This is a genomic window from Nonomuraea maritima, assembly GCF_900100395.1.
Classification (GTDB): domain Bacteria; phylum Actinomycetota; class Actinomycetes; order Streptosporangiales; family Streptosporangiaceae; genus Nonomuraea; species Nonomuraea maritima.
The window spans coordinates 207,038-223,840 of record NZ_FNFB01000002.1 but is presented as its reverse complement, the minus strand read 5'-3'; the positions used below and the strand labels follow the sequence as shown (position 1 = coordinate 223,840).

Sequence of the window (16,803 nt, the reverse complement as noted above, 5' to 3'; positions counted from 1 at the left end):
TAGGTCTCCGCACGCATCCCGAAGAGGCGTATGTGACGGCAAATCTTTCCGAGACGCTGACCTTGCTGCTCATCGAGGACGACGACGGAGACGCGTTCCTCGTCGAGGAGCTCCTCAAGCAGGCCGTGGCGCCTCCCAAGATCTTCCGCGCGCGCAGCCTGGAGGAGGCGAAGGCCAAGCTGACCTCCGACATCCAGTGCGTCCTGGTGGACCTCACCCTCCCCGACGCCACCCGCCTGGAGGCGCTGGAGGAGGTGCTCGCGCTCGCCCCCGACACGGCCGTGCTGGTGCTGACCGGGCTGCGGGACGTCCACGTGGGCGTGTCCGCCGTCCAGTCGGGCGCCCAGGACTACCTCGTCAAGCAGGACGTCGACGCGCGGCTGCTGGCCAGGTCCATCCGGTACGCCATGGAGCGCAAACGCGCCGACCTGGCCCACGTACGGCTGGTCCAGGCGGAGCTGACGGCCAAGGAGAACACCCGGCTGGAGGGCGCGCTGCTGCCCGGCCCCCTGCTGCGGACCTCGGGCATCCAGCACGTGACCCGCTACCTGCCGGGCAGCGGCGGCACGCTGGCCGGCGACTTCTTCGACACCGTGCAGATGCCCGACGGCTCGGTGCACGTCGTGGTCGGCGACGTGTGCGGGCACGGCCCCGACGAGGCGGCGCTCGGTGTGGCGCTGCGCATCGCCTGGCGCGCCCTCGTCCTGGCCGGCCAGGAGGGCGACACGTTGCTGCGCACCCTCGACACCCTGCTGCGCGCCGAGCGCAAGGCGCCCGAGATCTTCACCACCCTGTGCATGGCGACGATCTCCCCCGACCTGTCCCACGCCCGCATGCGCGTGGTCGGCCACCCGCCGCCGCTGCTCGTCCGCGACGGCGTCGTCACGGTGGTGCCTGGCACGCCGTCCGGCCCGCCGCTCGGCATCTTCCTCGACGCGCGGTGGACCGAGATCGACGTTCCGCTGGGCGAGGAGTGGACGATGATGCTCTACACCGACGGCCTGATCGAGGCCGCCGCGGGCGAGCGCGAGGAACTGGGCGTCGACGGCCTCGTCGACCTCGTACGCGAACACGGACGCATCGACCTCGACCGGTTGATCAGCCATGTGGGCACGCTGAGTGACGATCTCGCCGTGGTCCTGCTGGGCAGGAGGAGAACGTGAGCATCCACCCCCTTCCCCCGCCCAAGGAGCCCACCGGGCTCGGCCGGCTGCCGGTCGCCCGCTGGTTCCTCGCCATCGGGACGCTCGCGGGCGTGACGTTCGCGGCCGGGTTCGCGGTCATCATGACGATCCTCGGCGACGCCGTCGCCCTCTCCCAGCGCACCGACGTCGATGCGCAGATCGCGCGGCTGAACACCGCCCTGCTGCTGGTGTTCGGGCTGCTCCTGGCCTGCGGGCTCGGGCTGGTCTTCGTCGTCCGCTTCGCGGTGCTGAAGCCCATCGACCAGCTCACCGAGCAGGTCCGCGCTGTCGCGGGCGGCGACTTCGACCGCGATCTGCACGTCGACCGCCCGGCGGAGCTCGCCGAGCTGTCCAGCCACATCGACTCCATGCGCCGCCGCGTGGTGTCGGCCTGGCGGGTGGCGAGCGACCAGGCCGAGGAGCTGCGCAGGTCCAACAGCGAGCTCGAGCAGTTCGCGTACGTGGCCAGTCACGACCTGCAGGAGCCGCTGCGCAAGGTCGCGAGCTTCACGCAGATGCTGGAACAGCGCTACGGCGAGCAGCTGGACGACCGTGCCCGGCAGTACATCCACTACGCGGTCGACGGCGCCAAGCGCATGCAGCTGCTGATCAACGACCTGCTCGACTTCTCCCGCGTGGGCCGGGTCAACGGCGGCAGGTCGCCGATGGACGCGGGCGCCGCGCTCGACCGCGCGCTGGACAACCTCTCGGCCGCACTCGAGGACGCCGACGCCGTGGTCACGCGCGACGAGCTGCCCCGGGTCGACGGCAACGCCTCCCAGCTCACGCAGCTGTTCCAGAACCTCGTCGAGAACGCCGTCAAGTTCCGTTCCGCCGAGCCGCCGCGCATCCACATCGGGGTGCGGCGCGACGGCGACATGTGGGAGTTCAGCTGCTCCGACAACGGCATCGGGGTCAACCAGAAGTACGCCGACCGCATCTTCCTGATCTTCCAGCGGCTGCACGCCCGCGACGTCTACCCGGGCACCGGCATCGGCCTCGCGCTCTGCCGGAAGATCGTCGAGTATCACGGCGGGCGGCTCTGGCTCGACGGCGACGCCGACGGGCACGGCACCACGTTCCGCTGGCTGCTCCCCGCGGCGGGTGACGGACGATGAACGAGGGACGGCCCATCGAGGTGCTGCTCGTCGAGGACGACCAGGGCGACATCCTCCTGACGCGCGAGGCGTTCGAGCTCAACAAGGTGCGCAACCGGCTCCACGTGGTCAACGACGGGGAGCAGGCGATGGCGTTCCTGCGCCAGGAGGACGGCTACGCCGACGTCCCGCGCCCCGACCTGGTCCTCCTCGACCTCAACCTCCCCCGGATGAGCGGCCTCGAGGTCCTGGCCGAGGTCAAGGCGGACGCGGCGCTGCGGACCATTCCCGTGGTGGTCCTGACGACATCTGAGGCGGAGGAGGACATTCTGCACAGCTATCGGCTGCACGCCAACGCCTATGTCACCAAACCTGTCGATTTCGAGCAATTCATCCGAGTTGTCCGCCAAATAGATAATTTCTTCGTCACCGTGGTTAAGTTGCCGATTCCTGGGAATCGGCTTTGACGCACGGTACGTGACGGGAATCACAGCTGGCGTGAGTGACGCTGCTCACACAAATGGATCCTGTCGTCGTAACGTATCCCCCACCAAACGCGCGCCCCGTGCGGATCGAGCCGTGAGCGCGCCCAGCGAAACGACACCACGGACCCCCGGCGCGAAGGGTCCGCGGGAGGTGGAGAGGTCAACGATGACCCAGACGACGCCCGAAGCCCCGGTCCGACGACAGCGTGCGCAAGTCAAAGTTCGCACCTTGCGCACAGACAGATGGTGGCTGGTCCCGTTCGTAACATTTCTCGGGCTCAGCTCGTTCCTTGTCTATGGTGTATGGGCGATCATCGACACGAGCATTTTCGTCGAGCCCTACATCGCCCCGTTCGCCTCGCCCTGTCTGGCCGCGGTGACGTGCCCGGAAGGGGCGCGAGTGTTCGGCTGGGCGCCGATCGGCGACTGGTACACGCTGTCGCCAGGCCTGCTGATCCTGGCACTGCCCGGCGGGTTCCGGCTGACGTGTTACTACTACCGCAAGTCCTACTACCGCTCGTTCTGGCTGTCACCCCCCGCGTGCGCCGTCCAGGAGCCCCACGGGAAGTACACCGGTGAGCGCCGCTTCCCCCTCATCATGCAGAACATCCACCGGTACTTCTTCTACGCGGCCATCGTCATCGGACTCGTCCTGGCCTACGACGCCGTCCTCGCCGTCGTACACAAGCCGGACGGCCTCGGGTCGTGGATCCTGATCGCCAACGCCGTCCTGATCAACGCCTACACCGCGTCGTGCCACTCCTGCCGGCACATCACCGCGGGCCGGCTCAACCACTTCTCCCGTCACCCGCTGAGGTATCGGGCCTGGACGTTCGTCTCCAAGCTCAACGCCAAGCACCAGCAACTCGCGTGGGCCTCGATGTTCTCGGTCATGGGCGCCGACCTCTACGTCCGCCTGGTCGCCAAGGGCATCATCGCCTTCCCGTTCGCGTAAGGACCGACTTCAGTGGAAAACACGCACAACACAGAGCGCCACGAATACGACGTCGTCGTCATCGGCGCCGGTGGCGCCGGCCTGCGCGCCGCGATCGAGGCCCGCCAGCAGGGCAAGCGGACGGCGATCATCTGCAAGTCACTGTTCGGCAAGGCCCACACCGTCATGGCCGAGGGCGGCGCCGCCGCGGCCATGGGCAACGTCAACTCCGCCGACAACTGGATGGTGCACTTCCGCGACACCATGCGGGGCGGCAAGTTCCTCAACAACTGGCGGATGGCCGAGCTGCACGCCAAGGAGGCCCCCGACCGGGTCTGGGAGCTCGAGGCCTGGGGCGCGCTGTTCGACCGCACCAAGGACGGCAAGATCAGCCAGCGCAACTTCGGCGGGCACGAGTACCCGCGTCTCGCGCACGTGGGCGACCGAACGGGTCTCGAGCTGATCCGTACGCTGCAGCAGCGGGTCGTCGCGCTGCAGCAGGAGGACTACGAGACGCACGGCGACTACGAGGCCTACATCAAGGTCTTCTCCGAGTGCACGATCACCCGGCTGCTGAAGGACGGCGACGCGATCTCCGGCGCGTTCGGCTACTGGCGCGAGTCCGGAAATTTCGTGCTTTTCGACGCACCTGCCGTCGTCCTCGCCACCGGCGGCATCGGCAAGTCGTACGTCGTCACCTCCAACTCCTGGGAGTACACCGGCGACGGCCACGCCCTCGCCCTGCTCGCCGGCGCGAAGCTCATCAACATGGAGTTCATCCAGTTCCACCCCACGGGGATGGTCTGGCCGCCGTCCGTGCGCGGCATCCTCGTCACCGAGTCCGTCCGCGGTGACGGCGGAGTGCTGCGCAACTCCGAGGGCCGGCGCTTCATGTTCGACTACATCCCCGAGGTGTTCAAGGCGCAGTACGCCACCACCGAGGAGGAGGCCGACCGCTGGTACACCGACCAGGCCAACAACCGGCGCCCGCCGGAGCTGCTGCCGCGTGACGAGGTGGCCCGCGCGATCAACGCCGAGGTCAAGGCCGGACGCGGCTCACCCCAGGGCGGCGTCTTCCTCGACGTCTCCACCCGCCTGCCCGCCGAAGAGATCAAGCGGCGGCTGCCGTCGATGCACCACCAGTTCAAGGAGCTGGCCGACGTCGACATCACCGCCGAACCCATGCAGGTGGGCCCGACCTGCCACTACGTCATGGGCGGCGTCGAGGTCGACGCCGACACGGGCGCGGCCGCCGTACCGGGGCTGTTCGCCGCCGGCGAGGTGTCCGGCGGCATGCACGGCTCCAACCGGCTGGGCGGCAACTCGCTGTCCGACCTGCTGGTGTTCGGCCGCCGCGCGGGCGCGGGCGCCTCGGCGTACGTCGACCGGATCCCCGCCCGTCCCAAGGTGCTCGCCGAGCAGGTGGACGCGGCCCGCGAGGAGGCGCTCGCCCCGCTCGGGCGCAGCGGCGACAACCCGTACGAGGTGCACCACGAGCTGCAGCGGACGATGAACGACCTGGTCGGCATCATCCGCAAGGCCGAGGAGGTCTCCGAGGCCCTCCAGGTCGTGGAGAAGCTCAAGGAGCGCGTCGCGATGGTCGGCGCGGCCGGCTCCCCGATCTACAACCCGGGCTGGCACCTCGCGATCGACCTGCGCAACATGGTGCTGGTGTCGGAGTGCGTGGCGCGCGCCGCGCTCCTGCGCGAGGAGAGCCGCGGCGGTCACACCCGCGACGACTTCCCGGCCATGGACCCCACCTGGCGCCGCAAGCTGCTCGTCTGCTCCCTCGGCCCCGGCGACGGCGTACGCGTCGAGGAGCAGCCGCAGCCGCAGATGCGCGACGACCTGCTCGCCCTGTTCGACGGGGACGAGCTGAAGAAGTACCTCACCGACGAAGAGATGGCCGAGTTCGACGGGATAGCGAAGTCATGAGCTACAAGGCAAAGTTCAAGGTCTGGCGCGGTGAGGGCGGCGAAGGCAGGCTCGAGGACTTCACCGTGGAGGTCAACGAGGGCGAGGTCGTCCTCGACATCATCCACCGCCTCCAGGCCACCCAGGCGCCCGACCTCGCGGTGCGCTGGAACTGCAAGGCGGGCAAGTGCGGTTCGTGCAGCATGGAGATCAACGGCAAGCCCCGGCTGGGCTGCATGACCCGGATGTCCACCTTCGACGAGGACGAGACCATCACGGTCACCCCGATGCGGACGTTCCCCGTCATCAAGGACCTCGTCACGGACGTGTCGTACAACTACCAGAAGGCCCGGGAGGTCCCGTCCTTCACGCCGCCCGCCGGGGTGCGACCGGGCGAGTACCGGATGAAGCAGGTCGACGTCGAGCGCTCGCAGGAGTTCCGCAAGTGCATCGAGTGCTTCATGTGCAACAACGTCTGCCACGTGATCCGTGACCACGAGGAGAACAAGACCAACTTCTCCGGTCCCCGCTTCCTCATGCGGATCGCCGAGCTCGACATGCACCCGCTCGACGTGGCCGACCGGCAGGACGCCGCCCAGGAGCAGCACGGGCTCGGCTACTGCAACATCACCAAGTGCTGCACCGAGGTGTGCCCCGAGCACATCAAGATCACTGACAACGCGCTCATCCCCATGAAGGAGCGCGTGGTCGACGCCAAGTACGACCCGCTGGTCTGGCTCGGCAACAAGATCTTCAGGCGCGGCAAGTAACGCGCGACGCGAAGCGGGGGCCGGTCTGGGCGACCGGCCCCCGCTTCGTCGTGGGTCACTTCTTCTTGCGGCGCTTGTGCTTCCCGCTCTGCTGCTCCTCCGGCTCGGGCAGCGGCTGCACCGCCGTCACCTCGCCCGCCGACGGCGGATCCGCCGGAAGATCGGCAGGCAGGTACGGCGGCGGCTCGTAGTCCCCGGACGGCTCGCCGTGCTCCTTCGACTCACCGTGCTTCTTCGACTCACCGTGCTTCTTCGGGACGAACAGCGAACCCGGCTGCTCCCACGGCTCCGAGTCGCCCGCCTCGGCCGCCGAGGCAGGCCCGAGCGGCGGCTGCGGGCCGTCGTACGGGTCGGCGCCGCCCGGCGGGATGTCCCCCGGTGTCGGCTCCGCCGGGATCACCGGCTCGAACGGGTCACGCTCGCGGGCGGGCTCGGCCGACTCGGTGCCGGCGTCGAACGCGTCGGGCCGCAGCACCACGGGGTCCGCCGGAGGCGGCGGCTCCTGGTACGCCTGCTGCGGGTACGGCTGGGTCGGGTCAGGGAAGCCCGGGCCGTAGGGCGGCTGCGCGCTCGGGTACGTCTGCACCGGCACGAAACTGATGATCGGCGCGTACGCCGTACCGCCCGGGTAACCGGGGGCCGGGAAACCGGCGTACCCGGGACCCGCCGGGTAACCGCCCGGCGGCATCATGTCAGGTCGTGGCTGCGGGCCGGCCTTCCGTACCGCCGCCGCGTGGGCCATGCGGCGCAGCCGTCCCTCGAAGACGAGCACGGCGAACAGCGCGAGCAGCACCATCACCAGGGCCGGGATGCTGAGCTGCTGCGTCAGCGTCTTCTGGTCGAACTCCGGCGCCGCGTTGCGCAGCTCCAGCGGCACCTCCTCGGAGGCGGCCACCTCCGTTTCGGTCGGCACCGCCGTCGGGGTCGGATCGTCCGGCGCGACGGTCGGCAACTCGACGGACTGCTCAGGCGTGGGCGCGGTGGGCGTCGGCGGCGGCACGACCGGCACCTCGACGTCCTGCGTGGGCAGCGAGTGGGTCGGGATGGTCGGGGGCGCGCTCGTCGTCGGAGAGTCGGAGGTCTTCGTCGGCCTGGGAGACCTGGTGGTCCTCGTCGGGGTCGGAGTCGCGGTGACGGTCCTGGTGACCGTCGTCCTCGGCTGCTCGTCCTCCTCGGTGGACGTCGGGGACGGCGAGCCGAGTGTCGTGGTCACGGTGACGGTCGTCTCGGGGACGATGTCGCACACCTCGCCGACGTCACACGGCTCGACGACGGGGTCCAGCAGCACCGAGGCGCTCGCACTCTGCATGACGAACGGCGTCACCCCGACACCCGCCAGGCCCAGCGCCAGGGCGGCAGCGGACACGGCTGTCGCTTTCCTGCGTGCCACCGGTGTCCTCCGCAGTACTCCCGGAACCTTGGTCAAGGGAATACTAGTCGGGGGAAAGGAACAGTAAAGCCCGCTTTACGTCACGTTTCTCCGGTTACGGCCTCGTTGTACCGTGACAATGATCCACAGGGTGCCCATCAGCACGGCGATCCCCGCCGCCGTCATGAACAACCCGGTGGCGCCTTCGACCGCGTTCGCCGCCTTACCAGCCCGTACGGGCTGCGCCGACGCGACCAGCTCCCACGGCAACGGCGGCTCCACCGCTCCCTCGTCGTCCTGGAACGCGGCAAGCCCATTCGCCAACGCCCCACCACCAGCCTGCCCCGGCACCCCAGCCTGCCCGGGCACCTGCCCGGCCCCGACCTGCCCAGCCCCGGCCTGCCCCGGCACGCCGGCCTGACCCGGAACGCTCGGCTGATGCTCCAGCCCACCGATCAACCCCGGCTGCCCGGCACCACTCCCCTGCCCCGCCGCCCCCGGCTTCGCCCCGGCCGCACCGGCATTGGGCTGCCCCTTCGTCTCGGGGCGACCCGCCACCGCACCGGGCTTCCCTGCCGTGGCTCCCGTTTGGCCGCTCACGACGGTGGGCCGTGTGCCGGCCGCCGCCTGGCCACCGGTGCCCGCTGCCTGGCTGCCGGTCTTCCCGGCTTGGCCTGTCGCGCCCTGGAGACCCGTAGCGCCCTGTTGCGCGTGGCCCGCGCCTGCCGCGCCCGCGACCCTCCCGGGGGCGATCCCACCGGGACGACGCGCCTGTGCCAGCACCCGCGCGGGCCGTGGCGCCCCGACGACGGGAGCCCGGACGCCACCCGCCGCAGCCTGCCCCACAGCAGGAGGCCGAGCACCCGCCTGACCGGCAGTAGGAGGCCGAGCACCTGCCTGACCGGCACCACCGGCCGGTGTACCGCCCCGCGTCTCCCCGGCGGCCCCGGCCGCCCCGGGTGCCCCGGGTGCGGCAGCGTCGGGGCGACGGGTGGTTGCCGGCGACGTCCCGTCAGGCAGACCGTCCGTCCCGGAAGAAGTCGTGTCGGGCGAACCAGCAAGCCCGGAAGAGGCCCTGTCGGGGAGGGCCGACGTTCGTGAAGTGGTGGTCGGATCGGCGGAGTCGGTGGTTGCCGGACCGGCGCGGTGGATCGGGAGGGCGGCGGTCTCCGTCATCGTCGTCGTCTCGCCACCGGAGAGCGGCCGCATCCGGACCACCGCCGCGAGCACCATCTCCTCAGCCCCGGACGGCGCCGTCAGCGTGACATCGACGGCCCGCTCACCGCTGAGCTCCCCGAGCCGACACACCTGCGCCCCAGGCGGAACGGCCCCCGCCGAGAGCGGCGTGTCGGTCGCGGCCAGCGCCCGCTCGGCCAACGCCCCAGCGGCCACAACCCCAGCCCGCTCGGCCTCCGTCACACTGCCGGCACTCCCGACCTCGGCCACACCACCCTGGGCCCAGGCCGCACCACCGTCGGGCGCAGACCCGACGGCACCACGCTCGACCCCGGCCGCGCCACTCTCCGCCTCGGAGGCGCCGCCTTCGGCCCCGGCCGCGTAACCCGCGCGCTCGACCCAGGCTCCGGTCGGGGTGGGGACGGCGGCCTGGGCCGGCACCCGGGTCAGGGCCGAGGTCGAGGCCGGCGCGCGCATCGGGGCCGGGGTCAGGGAGGGCGAGGGCTGGGACGCCTGCGCGGTCCAGTCGGCCGCGTCGGGGCGCTGGGGCACGTTCATGTCGTCCGTACGATCGGCCAGGTACGGCGCGCGGCCGTCGAACCCCGCGGGACGGTCGCCCGTGAGGGTGGCGGTGAGGCCGGCAGGCGGGGCGCAGGCGACCTCAGCCAGCGCCTCCGCCGGGTCGGCGGCGACCGCCACCTGGGCCCCTTCGCCCATCCCGTTCAGGCGGACCTTGAACCGCTGCATGTCGCCGGTCCTGATCCACTTCCCGGTGCCGTCGGCTATGTCCACCCTTTCGAGCACCAGCGATACCCCCGTCGCCGCCCAGGGCACAGAGGGAACCGCCGCCAGAATCAGGGCCCCGGCGATGATCCAGCCACGCCGCATCATTCCGACTCCCCCGCTGCGACAAATCACTATGAGTAGTCATTGTGTCACAGAGAGGCACGATCCCATCCTCATGCCCTAGTCGCGGAGAAGGAGATTCTCGACCGTCTTCATGACCGGAAGGTCGGCTCCGAGCCAGTCGACGGAGTAGTACTCGCCCGGTCCGAGCCAGCGCAACGCCAGGTGTTCACGGGCCTGCGGCGTGCCCGAGACGAGCGAGCACAGGTACACGCGCATGAGGTAACCCTCGGCGAGCGGCCAGTCGTCCCCGACGCGTTCGCCCACAGCGATCTGCACGCCGAGTTCCTCGACGCACTCCCGTACGAGCGCCGCCTCCTCACTCTCGCCGGGATCCACCTTGCCGCCAGGGAACTCCCAGCCACCGGCGAGGGCGGGAGGGTCGGCACGCTGCGCCGCCAGCACCCGCTCTCCGGAGGCGACGATCACCGCAGCCACGACGACGACCGCGCTCATGTAGTCCTTTTCCTCACAGAGTGGGATTCTGCAGCCTCTTGAGCTGCTCCTGCACATCGGGGTTCTGCAGGGGGCGGGTGAACCCGACCCGGTCCGTACGGGAGCCGTAGCTCGTGACCTTGATGGGACCGCACAGCCGGCACCGCGCCTCCAGCATCTTGCCCTTCGACACCACGAGCCCCACGTGTCCCGGGCTGTCGGGGGACGTACCCGGCCCGGAGTTGAAGAACACCAGGTCTCCGGGCTGCTCCTGGCCCGCCGACACCTTGATGCCGAACGGCCACTGGCCGAACGTGGTGCGCGGGATCGCCAGCCCAGCCGCCCGGTAGGCGGCGTAGATGACCCCAGAACAGTCGTACGCGTCCGGCCCGGTGCCGCCCCACAGGTACGGCTTGCCGCGCTGCGCCAGCGCGAACGCGAGGATCTTCGCCACGACATCGCTGGGCGCGGCCTCGACCAGGGGGTCGTCGCAGTCCTCCGACGCCTGCGGCGGCAGTTCGACCTCGCCCGACTTGGCGTACCTCCTGGCGATCTCCTCCACCTGGTCGACGTACCACCAGGCGCGGTTGTAGACGAACAGCGCGCGACGCACGTTCTCGGGGGCGCCGTTGCGCTTCAGCATCTTCGCGGCGCCGAGGATGGCGTCGGCCGGGTTGTAGACGTCGCCCACTCCGTCGCCGTCGCCGTCGGAGGCGTACCCGTTGAAGGTCGAGGACATCGGGATCCTGGCCTTGCCGCCCCACGTGGAGATCAGGAACTGCATCGGCCCGGCCGCGCCGGCGTAGTTGGTGCCGCTCTTGACGCCCGGCAGGTCAGAACGGCCGTGGTCGGTCTCCCGCTTGCCCACGGCCGCCAGGATGGTCCACTGGACGCCGATCTTCTTGCCGTACTCCTGGTACAGCCCCAGGTAGTTCTCCGGGATGTCGGAGGCTCCCGAGTCGGACACCTGCTCGACGTCGGCGGTGTCCGTGCAGTCGGCCGTGGTGCCACCGTCGCTCAGGAAGGACGGCATCGTGATCAGCAGCATCGGCGAGATGACGACCGCCACGACGAGAAGCACCGCGGCGAGCCCGAGCAGCAAGGCGAGGCGTGTCGGTGAGAGCTTCACCCCGAGGTGTCTCCCTCCTGGCCCTCCGTGGCCGGCAGGATGTCGTAGATGCGCCAGTCGGATCCGAGCTGGCTGACGGTGACCGCGTAGTCCTCCGAGACGACCTGGTCGCCGCTCGCGGCGGCCACCTTCCTGGTCGCGGTCACCACGAAGACGATGGAGCTCCTCTCGACCTGCCTGATCTCCTTCAGCCGGGCCGTGGCCGTGGAGACCGTCCGGTCGGCACGCTGCTGCTCGACGGTCCCCGCCGACGTCATGGTCCTGACGAGCGTGTTGGCGAGCTCGGCGGTCGTGTACGCCTTCAGTCGCGCCGCGTACGCCGCCGGGTCCTCGTCGAAGCGGAACGTGCCGTACTGGGCGGTGAACCGCTCGGCGAGATCGGCCGCCGCGGCGAGCTGCTCCTTGGTCATCGGCAGGTACGCGTACACGTCGAACGGCTCGCTGCTCGCGGTCGCCAGCAGCGTGCTGGACGCCACCGCGGTCGTGGGCCGCGGCCGCGCCTCGGACGGTTCCGCTTCAGGAGGGTCTGACCAGACCGTCAGGTAGAGGCCGACGGCCGCCAAGACCACGGCGATGGCGGCGAAGGCCAACCCCCGCCGGTCACCTGGCTGCGCCATGTATCAGTCCTTGTCGGGGTTGTTCGGCTTGAGCCAGAAGGGCACGGACGGGCTCTCTCCCCCGGAGCCGCCGCCGTTCCCGCCGCTGCGCAGCCACAGCGGCGGCGCCTCCGTGGTACGGGACGACGACTCGTCGGAGCCGAAGATCCTGGAACCCCCGCCGGACCGGGACACGCCGCCGTTCGTACGCGGCCCGCCGGAACCGCCACCCGACCCGCCGAACAGGCCGCCACCGGACCGCGACCCACCACCGGACCGCGACCCACCGCCGGAGCGAGAACCACCACCGGAGCGAGAACCGCCGGAACCGCCGAACAGGCCGCCGGAGCCCCGCGACCCGCCAGAACCACCGAAGCGGGAGCTACGCGAACCGCCACCTGAACCGCTCGCCGTGCTGCCCCCGCCGCCCCGCCGCGCCCATCCGCCGCCTGACCGGCCGCCGAACCAGCCACCGGACCCACCGGACCCACCGGACCCACCGGAACCCGACCCGCCGGAGGCGGTCACGGCCGCCCCGGAAGCGCCGCCGCGCGCGCGTGCCGCCCCGCCCAGGTTGAGCGGAGGCGCGGTGCCCCGGCGCGGTTCGAGCGACGCCCGTGCCGCCGCCTTGCCGCCTTGGTGCTCGGTGTCCAGCGGAGCCGCCGTCGCGGGAACGCGGGTGCCCACGGACGCGCCCTCGCCCTCCTCACCGCGTACGCGCACCTGAGCCGTCGCCGCATTCGCCGCGGCGCCCGCAGGACTGGCCGCGCCCGCCGCCCGGATGAGCGGCTCGGCCTTGCGCAGCCCCCAGCGTCCGATGCGAGCCGACGCGACCGGTGGCAGCGCGGCCGCCGACCGCTCCAGCACCGACGAGCTCGCCGCCTCGCCCAGCATGCGGGTGGCCACCGTGTGCCCGCTCATGGACGCGAACAGGTGCTGGAACGGCCGCCGGTAGAAGAACACCGCGATCGTCAGCAGCGCCATGAACAGCACCTGCAGCCCCCACGGCATGGCCGTGGAGATGATGAGCGCGTACCCGTACACGAGGACGCTCAGCACGATGGTCAGGACGGCCTGCCGCAGCAGCGTCCCGACGAGCATCTCCACCCAGCGCATGGCGATGATCCGGCCGCTGCCCGGATGCACGCCGATGAGCAGGAAGATCGGCCCGAGGATCAGCAGCAGCAGGAACCCGACCTTCAGCACCAGCAGCGAGACCGCCACCAGGAAGATCAGCAACCCGGCCACGATGGCGGCGATGAACGCGCCGACGGCCACCCCGAGCCGGTTGCTCCAGTCGCGGCCGGAGAAGACGGTGTAACGGGGGTCGTTGCGCAGCTTGTCGGCGGTGGCGGCGTACTCCGACTGCCTGGCCCCCACGTCGGGGGCCGGTTGACCGGCCACGGCGGGCGGGATCGACTGGATCTCCAGCATCTTGCGGCCGAAGTCGCGCACGATGGGCTGCTGCGGGTCGGCGGTGCCGAACAGGCCGACCAGCCACGGCTTGCAGACGAGCGTCGACCACAGGGCGTCGGCGTTCTGCTCGACCCCCGGCGTGCCGGTCTGGCCGTAGCCGCCCGCCTGTACCTGCGGGTTCGTCTCGCCGGGAGGCGGCAGACAGGACGCGCCGCCCGCCCCAGGCAGGCCGGAGAACGCCGAGTTGACGACCTCGCCGGTCTTGTCGGTGACGACCTTGCCGAGGCCGGTGAAGTCGCCGGGACGGCTGAAGAACCAGACCGCCACGGTGACCGCGAGCACCATCCAGATGACGCCCTCGGCGGTCGTGGTGGCCCGCTTGCGGATGAGCCCGTACCAGGCGAGCCAGATCGCGCCGAGGATCACGATCGGCTGGAGGTACTGCCAGTACATGGCGTCGGCGAGGTTCTTCACGATGTCGTCGACGACGTCCTTGATGGCCTGGAGCGGCCCTTCGGTCGCCGCCGCCTGGTACGTCGTGATCGTCAGCCGGTCGATGGCCTTGGCGGCGGTGAAGATGCCGTTGGCCCACATGTTGCCGAGCACGGCCACGTAGTCGGAGCAGCCCAGATCGTGGGTGTGCCAGAACTGGCCGCTCATGCCGAACTGGCCGTAGTTGGTGGTCGGCGCCTGGGGCGGGCCCTCGGGGGCCGGCGGCTGGATCATGCCGTCGGTGCCGCCGCCGATCACCTCGGGAGCCAGGGCGCCCGACAGGTCACAAGGGGCCGCGGCGGCCGGCTGCGTGGCGCCCACGGCGAGCGGCACCACGAGGATGCCGAGGGCGAATGCGAGAACGAGCGCCAGCCGTCTGGACAGCCGGATCTTCATGACCGTACCTCCTGCGCCGTGCCCACGCCCCCTTGAAGATCATCATGCCCCGCGGCGACGGGTTTGTCGTGTGTCGGATTCGTGTCGAGCCAGCGGAGAAGCTCCTCGGAGATCAGGTCTACTCCGATGCGGCCCGCCCTGCCATCGAGATCGCGGAAAATGCATTCACCGTTGCCGAGGGAGCGCAGCACCGCCTTGTGCTCCTCCGACGACTCCACCCCGAGCAGCGACATGACGTGGTCGACCTCCACCCGTTCGGTGGACCGGAACGCGAACACGGACGACAGGCAGTTGGTCACCTGCTCGTTCAGCAGGTCTCCGGCGTTCTGGGAGACCAGCACCAGGGCGGTGTTGCGGGAGCGGCCCATCCGGCTGACCTCCGGCACGAGCTTCGCGCCCTCGGGCGTGGACGTGATCGCCCACGCCTCGTCCAGGAAGATCGCCTTGGGGGCGCGCCGGTCGAGGCCGTTCATCAGCCTGCGCGCGAACTGGGAGACGAGGTAGAGCAGCGCCACGGACAGGCGCTGCTCGTAGGAGTAGTCGTCGCGGCCCGTCGCCACGTCGGGCAGGGTGAGCCCGCCCAGCGTGAAGACGGTCGTCCAGCCCTCACTGTCGATCTGGTCGCCGCCCGAGGGGTCGAAGCAGAGCCGGGCCAGGTGCATCTCCGACATCGACCGCAGCACCGCCCCCAGGTTCTTCGAGGCGGGGTCGTCGGCCCGCTCCAGGAAGTCGACCACCTTGCCCAGCGACGGGTCGGGCTGGTTGGACACCGCCGCCACCGCCTGGATCATCGCCGACTCGCGCTCCTCCGACATGCGCGGCAGCAGCAGCCGCAGCGTCTCGGTGGCCATGGTCTTCTTGGCCGCGATGTCGTCGCCGAACGAGAACGGGTCGAGCAGCCCGGGCGCGGCAGAGCCGAGCGGGATGACGCGCGCCTTGCGCCCCCGCTTCTCCAGCAGCTGGACGAGCGACTCCGCGTCGCCCTTCGGGTCGATCACCGCGACCGTGACGCCGCGCAGCGCCATCTGGTAGATCATCAGCAGCGCGAGCGTGGTCTTGCCACCGCCCGGCTCACCGGTGATCGCGATGGCGGTCGGCCGGTTACGGGTCGCCGCCACCAGGGGGTCGAAGTGCACGATGCTGCGCGCCCTGCCGACCGTCTCGCCGATGTACGGCCCCAGCCAGCCCTCGGTGCTCTCGCCCATCCGGTCGCCGAGGTCGACGGTGGCCGTCGCCATGCCGCCCGCGATCGTGCGCAGCGGCTGGCGCTGGGCGTAGGCGTTGACGCGCACCTTCTCGCCGGGCAGCGTCTCGCAGAACAGCGAGAACTGGTCGCCGGTCGAGTTGACCACGTCGATGCCCATGTCGCGGTAGTGCTCGACCACCGCCTCCACCCGCTGCACGCAGATCTCCTCGGTGGGGGCCGAGACGATCAGGCGGTGCCAGCCGTACACGAACGGCAGCCGCTCCTTGGTGATGCCGTGCTCCAGCATCCGGGCCGCGTCGATCTGCTCGGCCAGGGCCAGCGGCGCCTCCGCCCCCGCCTCGCGGATGTGGTTGTCCATGTCGCGGGCGTGCGCCAGCTTGCGGGCGACGTCCTTCGACGCCTTCACCGCCGGGATCAGCCGCATCCGCGACGAGATCTCCACCGGGAACGGCAGCTGGTCGGCGAAGTGCAGCCACGGCTCGCCGTCGGGGAACGGCATGAGGTCGGGGAAACGGGCGAACGACAGGAAGGCGACGTACGAGTCGCCCTGCGGCTGCACGATCCGCAGCAGCGACCTGCCGTTGTGGATCTCGCCCTCCACCAGCGACTCGATCTCGCCCCTGCCCCACCGCCTGCGCGGGCTGGCCGACGGCGCCGGGTCGCCGATGCCGCCCGCGGCGGCGTGCTGGAACAGCCACGCCACCTCGACGGAGGTGGCGTGACGGGCGTAGAGGGCGCTGGACGCGAGCGCCCTGCCGAGGCGTTCGGCCTGCTCGGTCCATCGCCCGATCTCGCCGGCGGGCACGTGGTCGTCCTCCATGCCGAGGACCTTCTCGGTCTTCTGGTAGAAGCCGAAGAGCTGGGAGAACGCGCCGCCGAGCTGCTTGCCGCGCGGCCCGAGGCGGACGCCGAGGTAGACCTCCTTTGTCCAGAAGTCCTTCGCCCAGACGTGCCGGTACATCTCCTCCAGGTAGTCGCGCCAGCCCGGCCCCTCGTCGGAGGTCGCGTTGAGGGCCATGGCCCACTCGGCCGCCGGGTAGGTGCGGTGGGCCACCCGCAGGTGGACCTCGGCGTCGGGCATCCGGATCGCGGCCAGCGCGATCGTGATGTTGGTGGCCAGCGCCTCGCGTTCCTCAGGCGTGACGAACTCGTAGCTGACCGTCGGAAGGCGGAAGTACGCCCATGCGCAGGTGTCCGTGAGCAGGATGCGGTCGTCGAAGTACCGGACCGCGAGACGCTGGTGCGCACGCGATGCCCTGCTCATGCCGCCCCCTCGGCGCATGAACGGGCCAGACCT

13 protein-coding genes are annotated in these 16,803 nt (G+C 70.6%); 6 read left to right on the top strand and 7 right to left on the bottom strand.

What is annotated here, in order from left to right:
* The first annotated feature begins 32 nt into the window (after positions 1 to 32).
* The 6 genes from BLR04_RS04620 (at position 33) to BLR04_RS04595 (ending at position 6,384) form a co-directional block, all read left to right on the top strand.
* Entirely contained in the window at positions 33 to 1,163 is a 1,131-nt protein-coding gene (locus tag BLR04_RS04620) for a PP2C family protein-serine/threonine phosphatase (protein WP_090759926.1), read from the top strand.
* Complete coding sequence (locus tag BLR04_RS04615; RefSeq protein WP_245740026.1) at positions 1,160 to 2,302, top strand: sensor histidine kinase; 1,143 nt, start codon at positions 1,160 to 1,162, stop codon at positions 2,300 to 2,302. The genes BLR04_RS04620 and BLR04_RS04615 overlap by 4 nt, the downstream gene beginning before the upstream one ends.
* Positions 2,299 to 2,748 (top strand): response regulator, encoded by a 450-nt coding sequence (locus BLR04_RS04610; protein ID WP_090759924.1) that lies wholly within the window; start codon positions 2,299 to 2,301, stop codon positions 2,746 to 2,748. The genes BLR04_RS04615 and BLR04_RS04610 overlap by 4 nt, the downstream gene beginning before the upstream one ends.
* 247 nt (positions 2,749 to 2,995) lie before the next feature.
* Positions 2,996 to 3,721, top strand: coding sequence for a hypothetical protein (locus BLR04_RS04605; protein WP_425413425.1), 726 nt, complete (start codon positions 2,996 to 2,998; stop codon positions 3,719 to 3,721).
* A 12-nt stretch (positions 3,722 to 3,733) separates the two neighbouring features.
* A complete protein-coding gene (locus BLR04_RS04600; RefSeq protein WP_090759920.1) occupies positions 3,734 to 5,635 on the top strand; it encodes a fumarate reductase/succinate dehydrogenase flavoprotein subunit in 1,902 nt (633 codons plus the stop codon).
* A complete protein-coding gene (locus tag BLR04_RS04595; protein WP_090759918.1) occupies positions 5,632 to 6,384 on the top strand; it encodes a succinate dehydrogenase/fumarate reductase iron-sulfur subunit in 753 nt (250 codons plus the stop codon). Before BLR04_RS04600 ends, BLR04_RS04595 begins: the two co-directional genes overlap by 4 nt.
* Positions 6,385 to 6,439: 55 nt before the next feature.
* On the opposite strand, the gene BLR04_RS40445 is transcribed toward BLR04_RS04595, so the two are convergent.
* From BLR04_RS40445 to BLR04_RS04560, 7 genes are all read right to left on the bottom strand, one after another.
* Positions 6,440 to 7,750, bottom strand: a complete 1,311-nt coding sequence (locus BLR04_RS40445; RefSeq protein ID WP_090759916.1) for a hypothetical protein — start codon at positions 7,748 to 7,750, stop codon at positions 6,440 to 6,442.
* A 99-nt stretch (positions 7,751 to 7,849) separates the two neighbouring features.
* Positions 7,850 to 9,733, bottom strand: coding sequence for a hypothetical protein (locus tag BLR04_RS04585; protein WP_143021955.1), 1,884 nt, complete (start codon positions 9,731 to 9,733; stop codon positions 7,850 to 7,852).
* Positions 9,734 to 9,895: 162 nt separating this feature from the next.
* On the bottom strand, positions 9,896 to 10,291 hold the full coding sequence (locus BLR04_RS04580) for a (deoxy)nucleoside triphosphate pyrophosphohydrolase (protein ID WP_090759912.1): 396 nt from the start codon (positions 10,289 to 10,291) through the stop codon (positions 9,896 to 9,898).
* Between the two features lie 13 nt (positions 10,292 to 10,304).
* Positions 10,305 to 11,399 (bottom strand): C40 family peptidase, encoded by a 1,095-nt coding sequence (locus BLR04_RS04575; RefSeq protein WP_090759910.1) that lies wholly within the window; start codon positions 11,397 to 11,399, stop codon positions 10,305 to 10,307.
* Entirely contained in the window at positions 11,396 to 12,016 is a 621-nt protein-coding gene (locus tag BLR04_RS04570) for a hypothetical protein (protein WP_090759908.1), read from the bottom strand. The genes BLR04_RS04575 and BLR04_RS04570 overlap by 4 nt, the downstream gene beginning before the upstream one ends.
* A gap of 3 nt (positions 12,017 to 12,019) precedes the next feature.
* Positions 12,020 to 14,299 (bottom strand): TrbL/VirB6 family protein, encoded by a 2,280-nt coding sequence (locus BLR04_RS04565; RefSeq protein WP_090759906.1) that lies wholly within the window; start codon positions 14,297 to 14,299, stop codon positions 12,020 to 12,022.
* Positions 14,296 to 16,770: an ATP-binding protein gene (locus tag BLR04_RS04560; RefSeq protein WP_090759904.1), complete on the bottom strand. Its 2,475-nt coding sequence runs from the start codon at positions 16,768 to 16,770 to the stop codon at positions 14,296 to 14,298. The genes BLR04_RS04565 and BLR04_RS04560 overlap by 4 nt, the downstream gene beginning before the upstream one ends.
* Between the last annotated feature and the right edge of the window lie 33 nt (positions 16,771 to 16,803).

Coding starts and splice junctions, on each gene's coding strand:
- BLR04_RS04610 (WP_090759924.1), top strand. CDS start 2,299: ATGAACGAGGGACGGCCCATCGAGGTGCTGCTCGTCGAGGACGACCAG.
- BLR04_RS04595 (WP_090759918.1), top strand. CDS start 5,632: ATGAGCTACAAGGCAAAGTTCAAGGTCTGGCGCGGTGAGGGCGGCGAA.
- BLR04_RS04565 (WP_090759906.1), bottom strand. CDS start 14,299: ATGAAGATCCGGCTGTCCAGACGGCTGGCGCTCGTTCTCGCATTCGCC.
- BLR04_RS04570 (WP_090759908.1), bottom strand. CDS start 12,016: ATGGCGCAGCCAGGTGACCGGCGGGGGTTGGCCTTCGCCGCCATCGCC.
- BLR04_RS04560 (WP_090759904.1), bottom strand. CDS start 16,770: ATGAGCAGGGCATCGCGTGCGCACCAGCGTCTCGCGGTCCGGTACTTC.
- BLR04_RS04580 (WP_090759912.1), bottom strand. CDS start 10,291: ATGAGCGCGGTCGTCGTCGTGGCTGCGGTGATCGTCGCCTCCGGAGAG.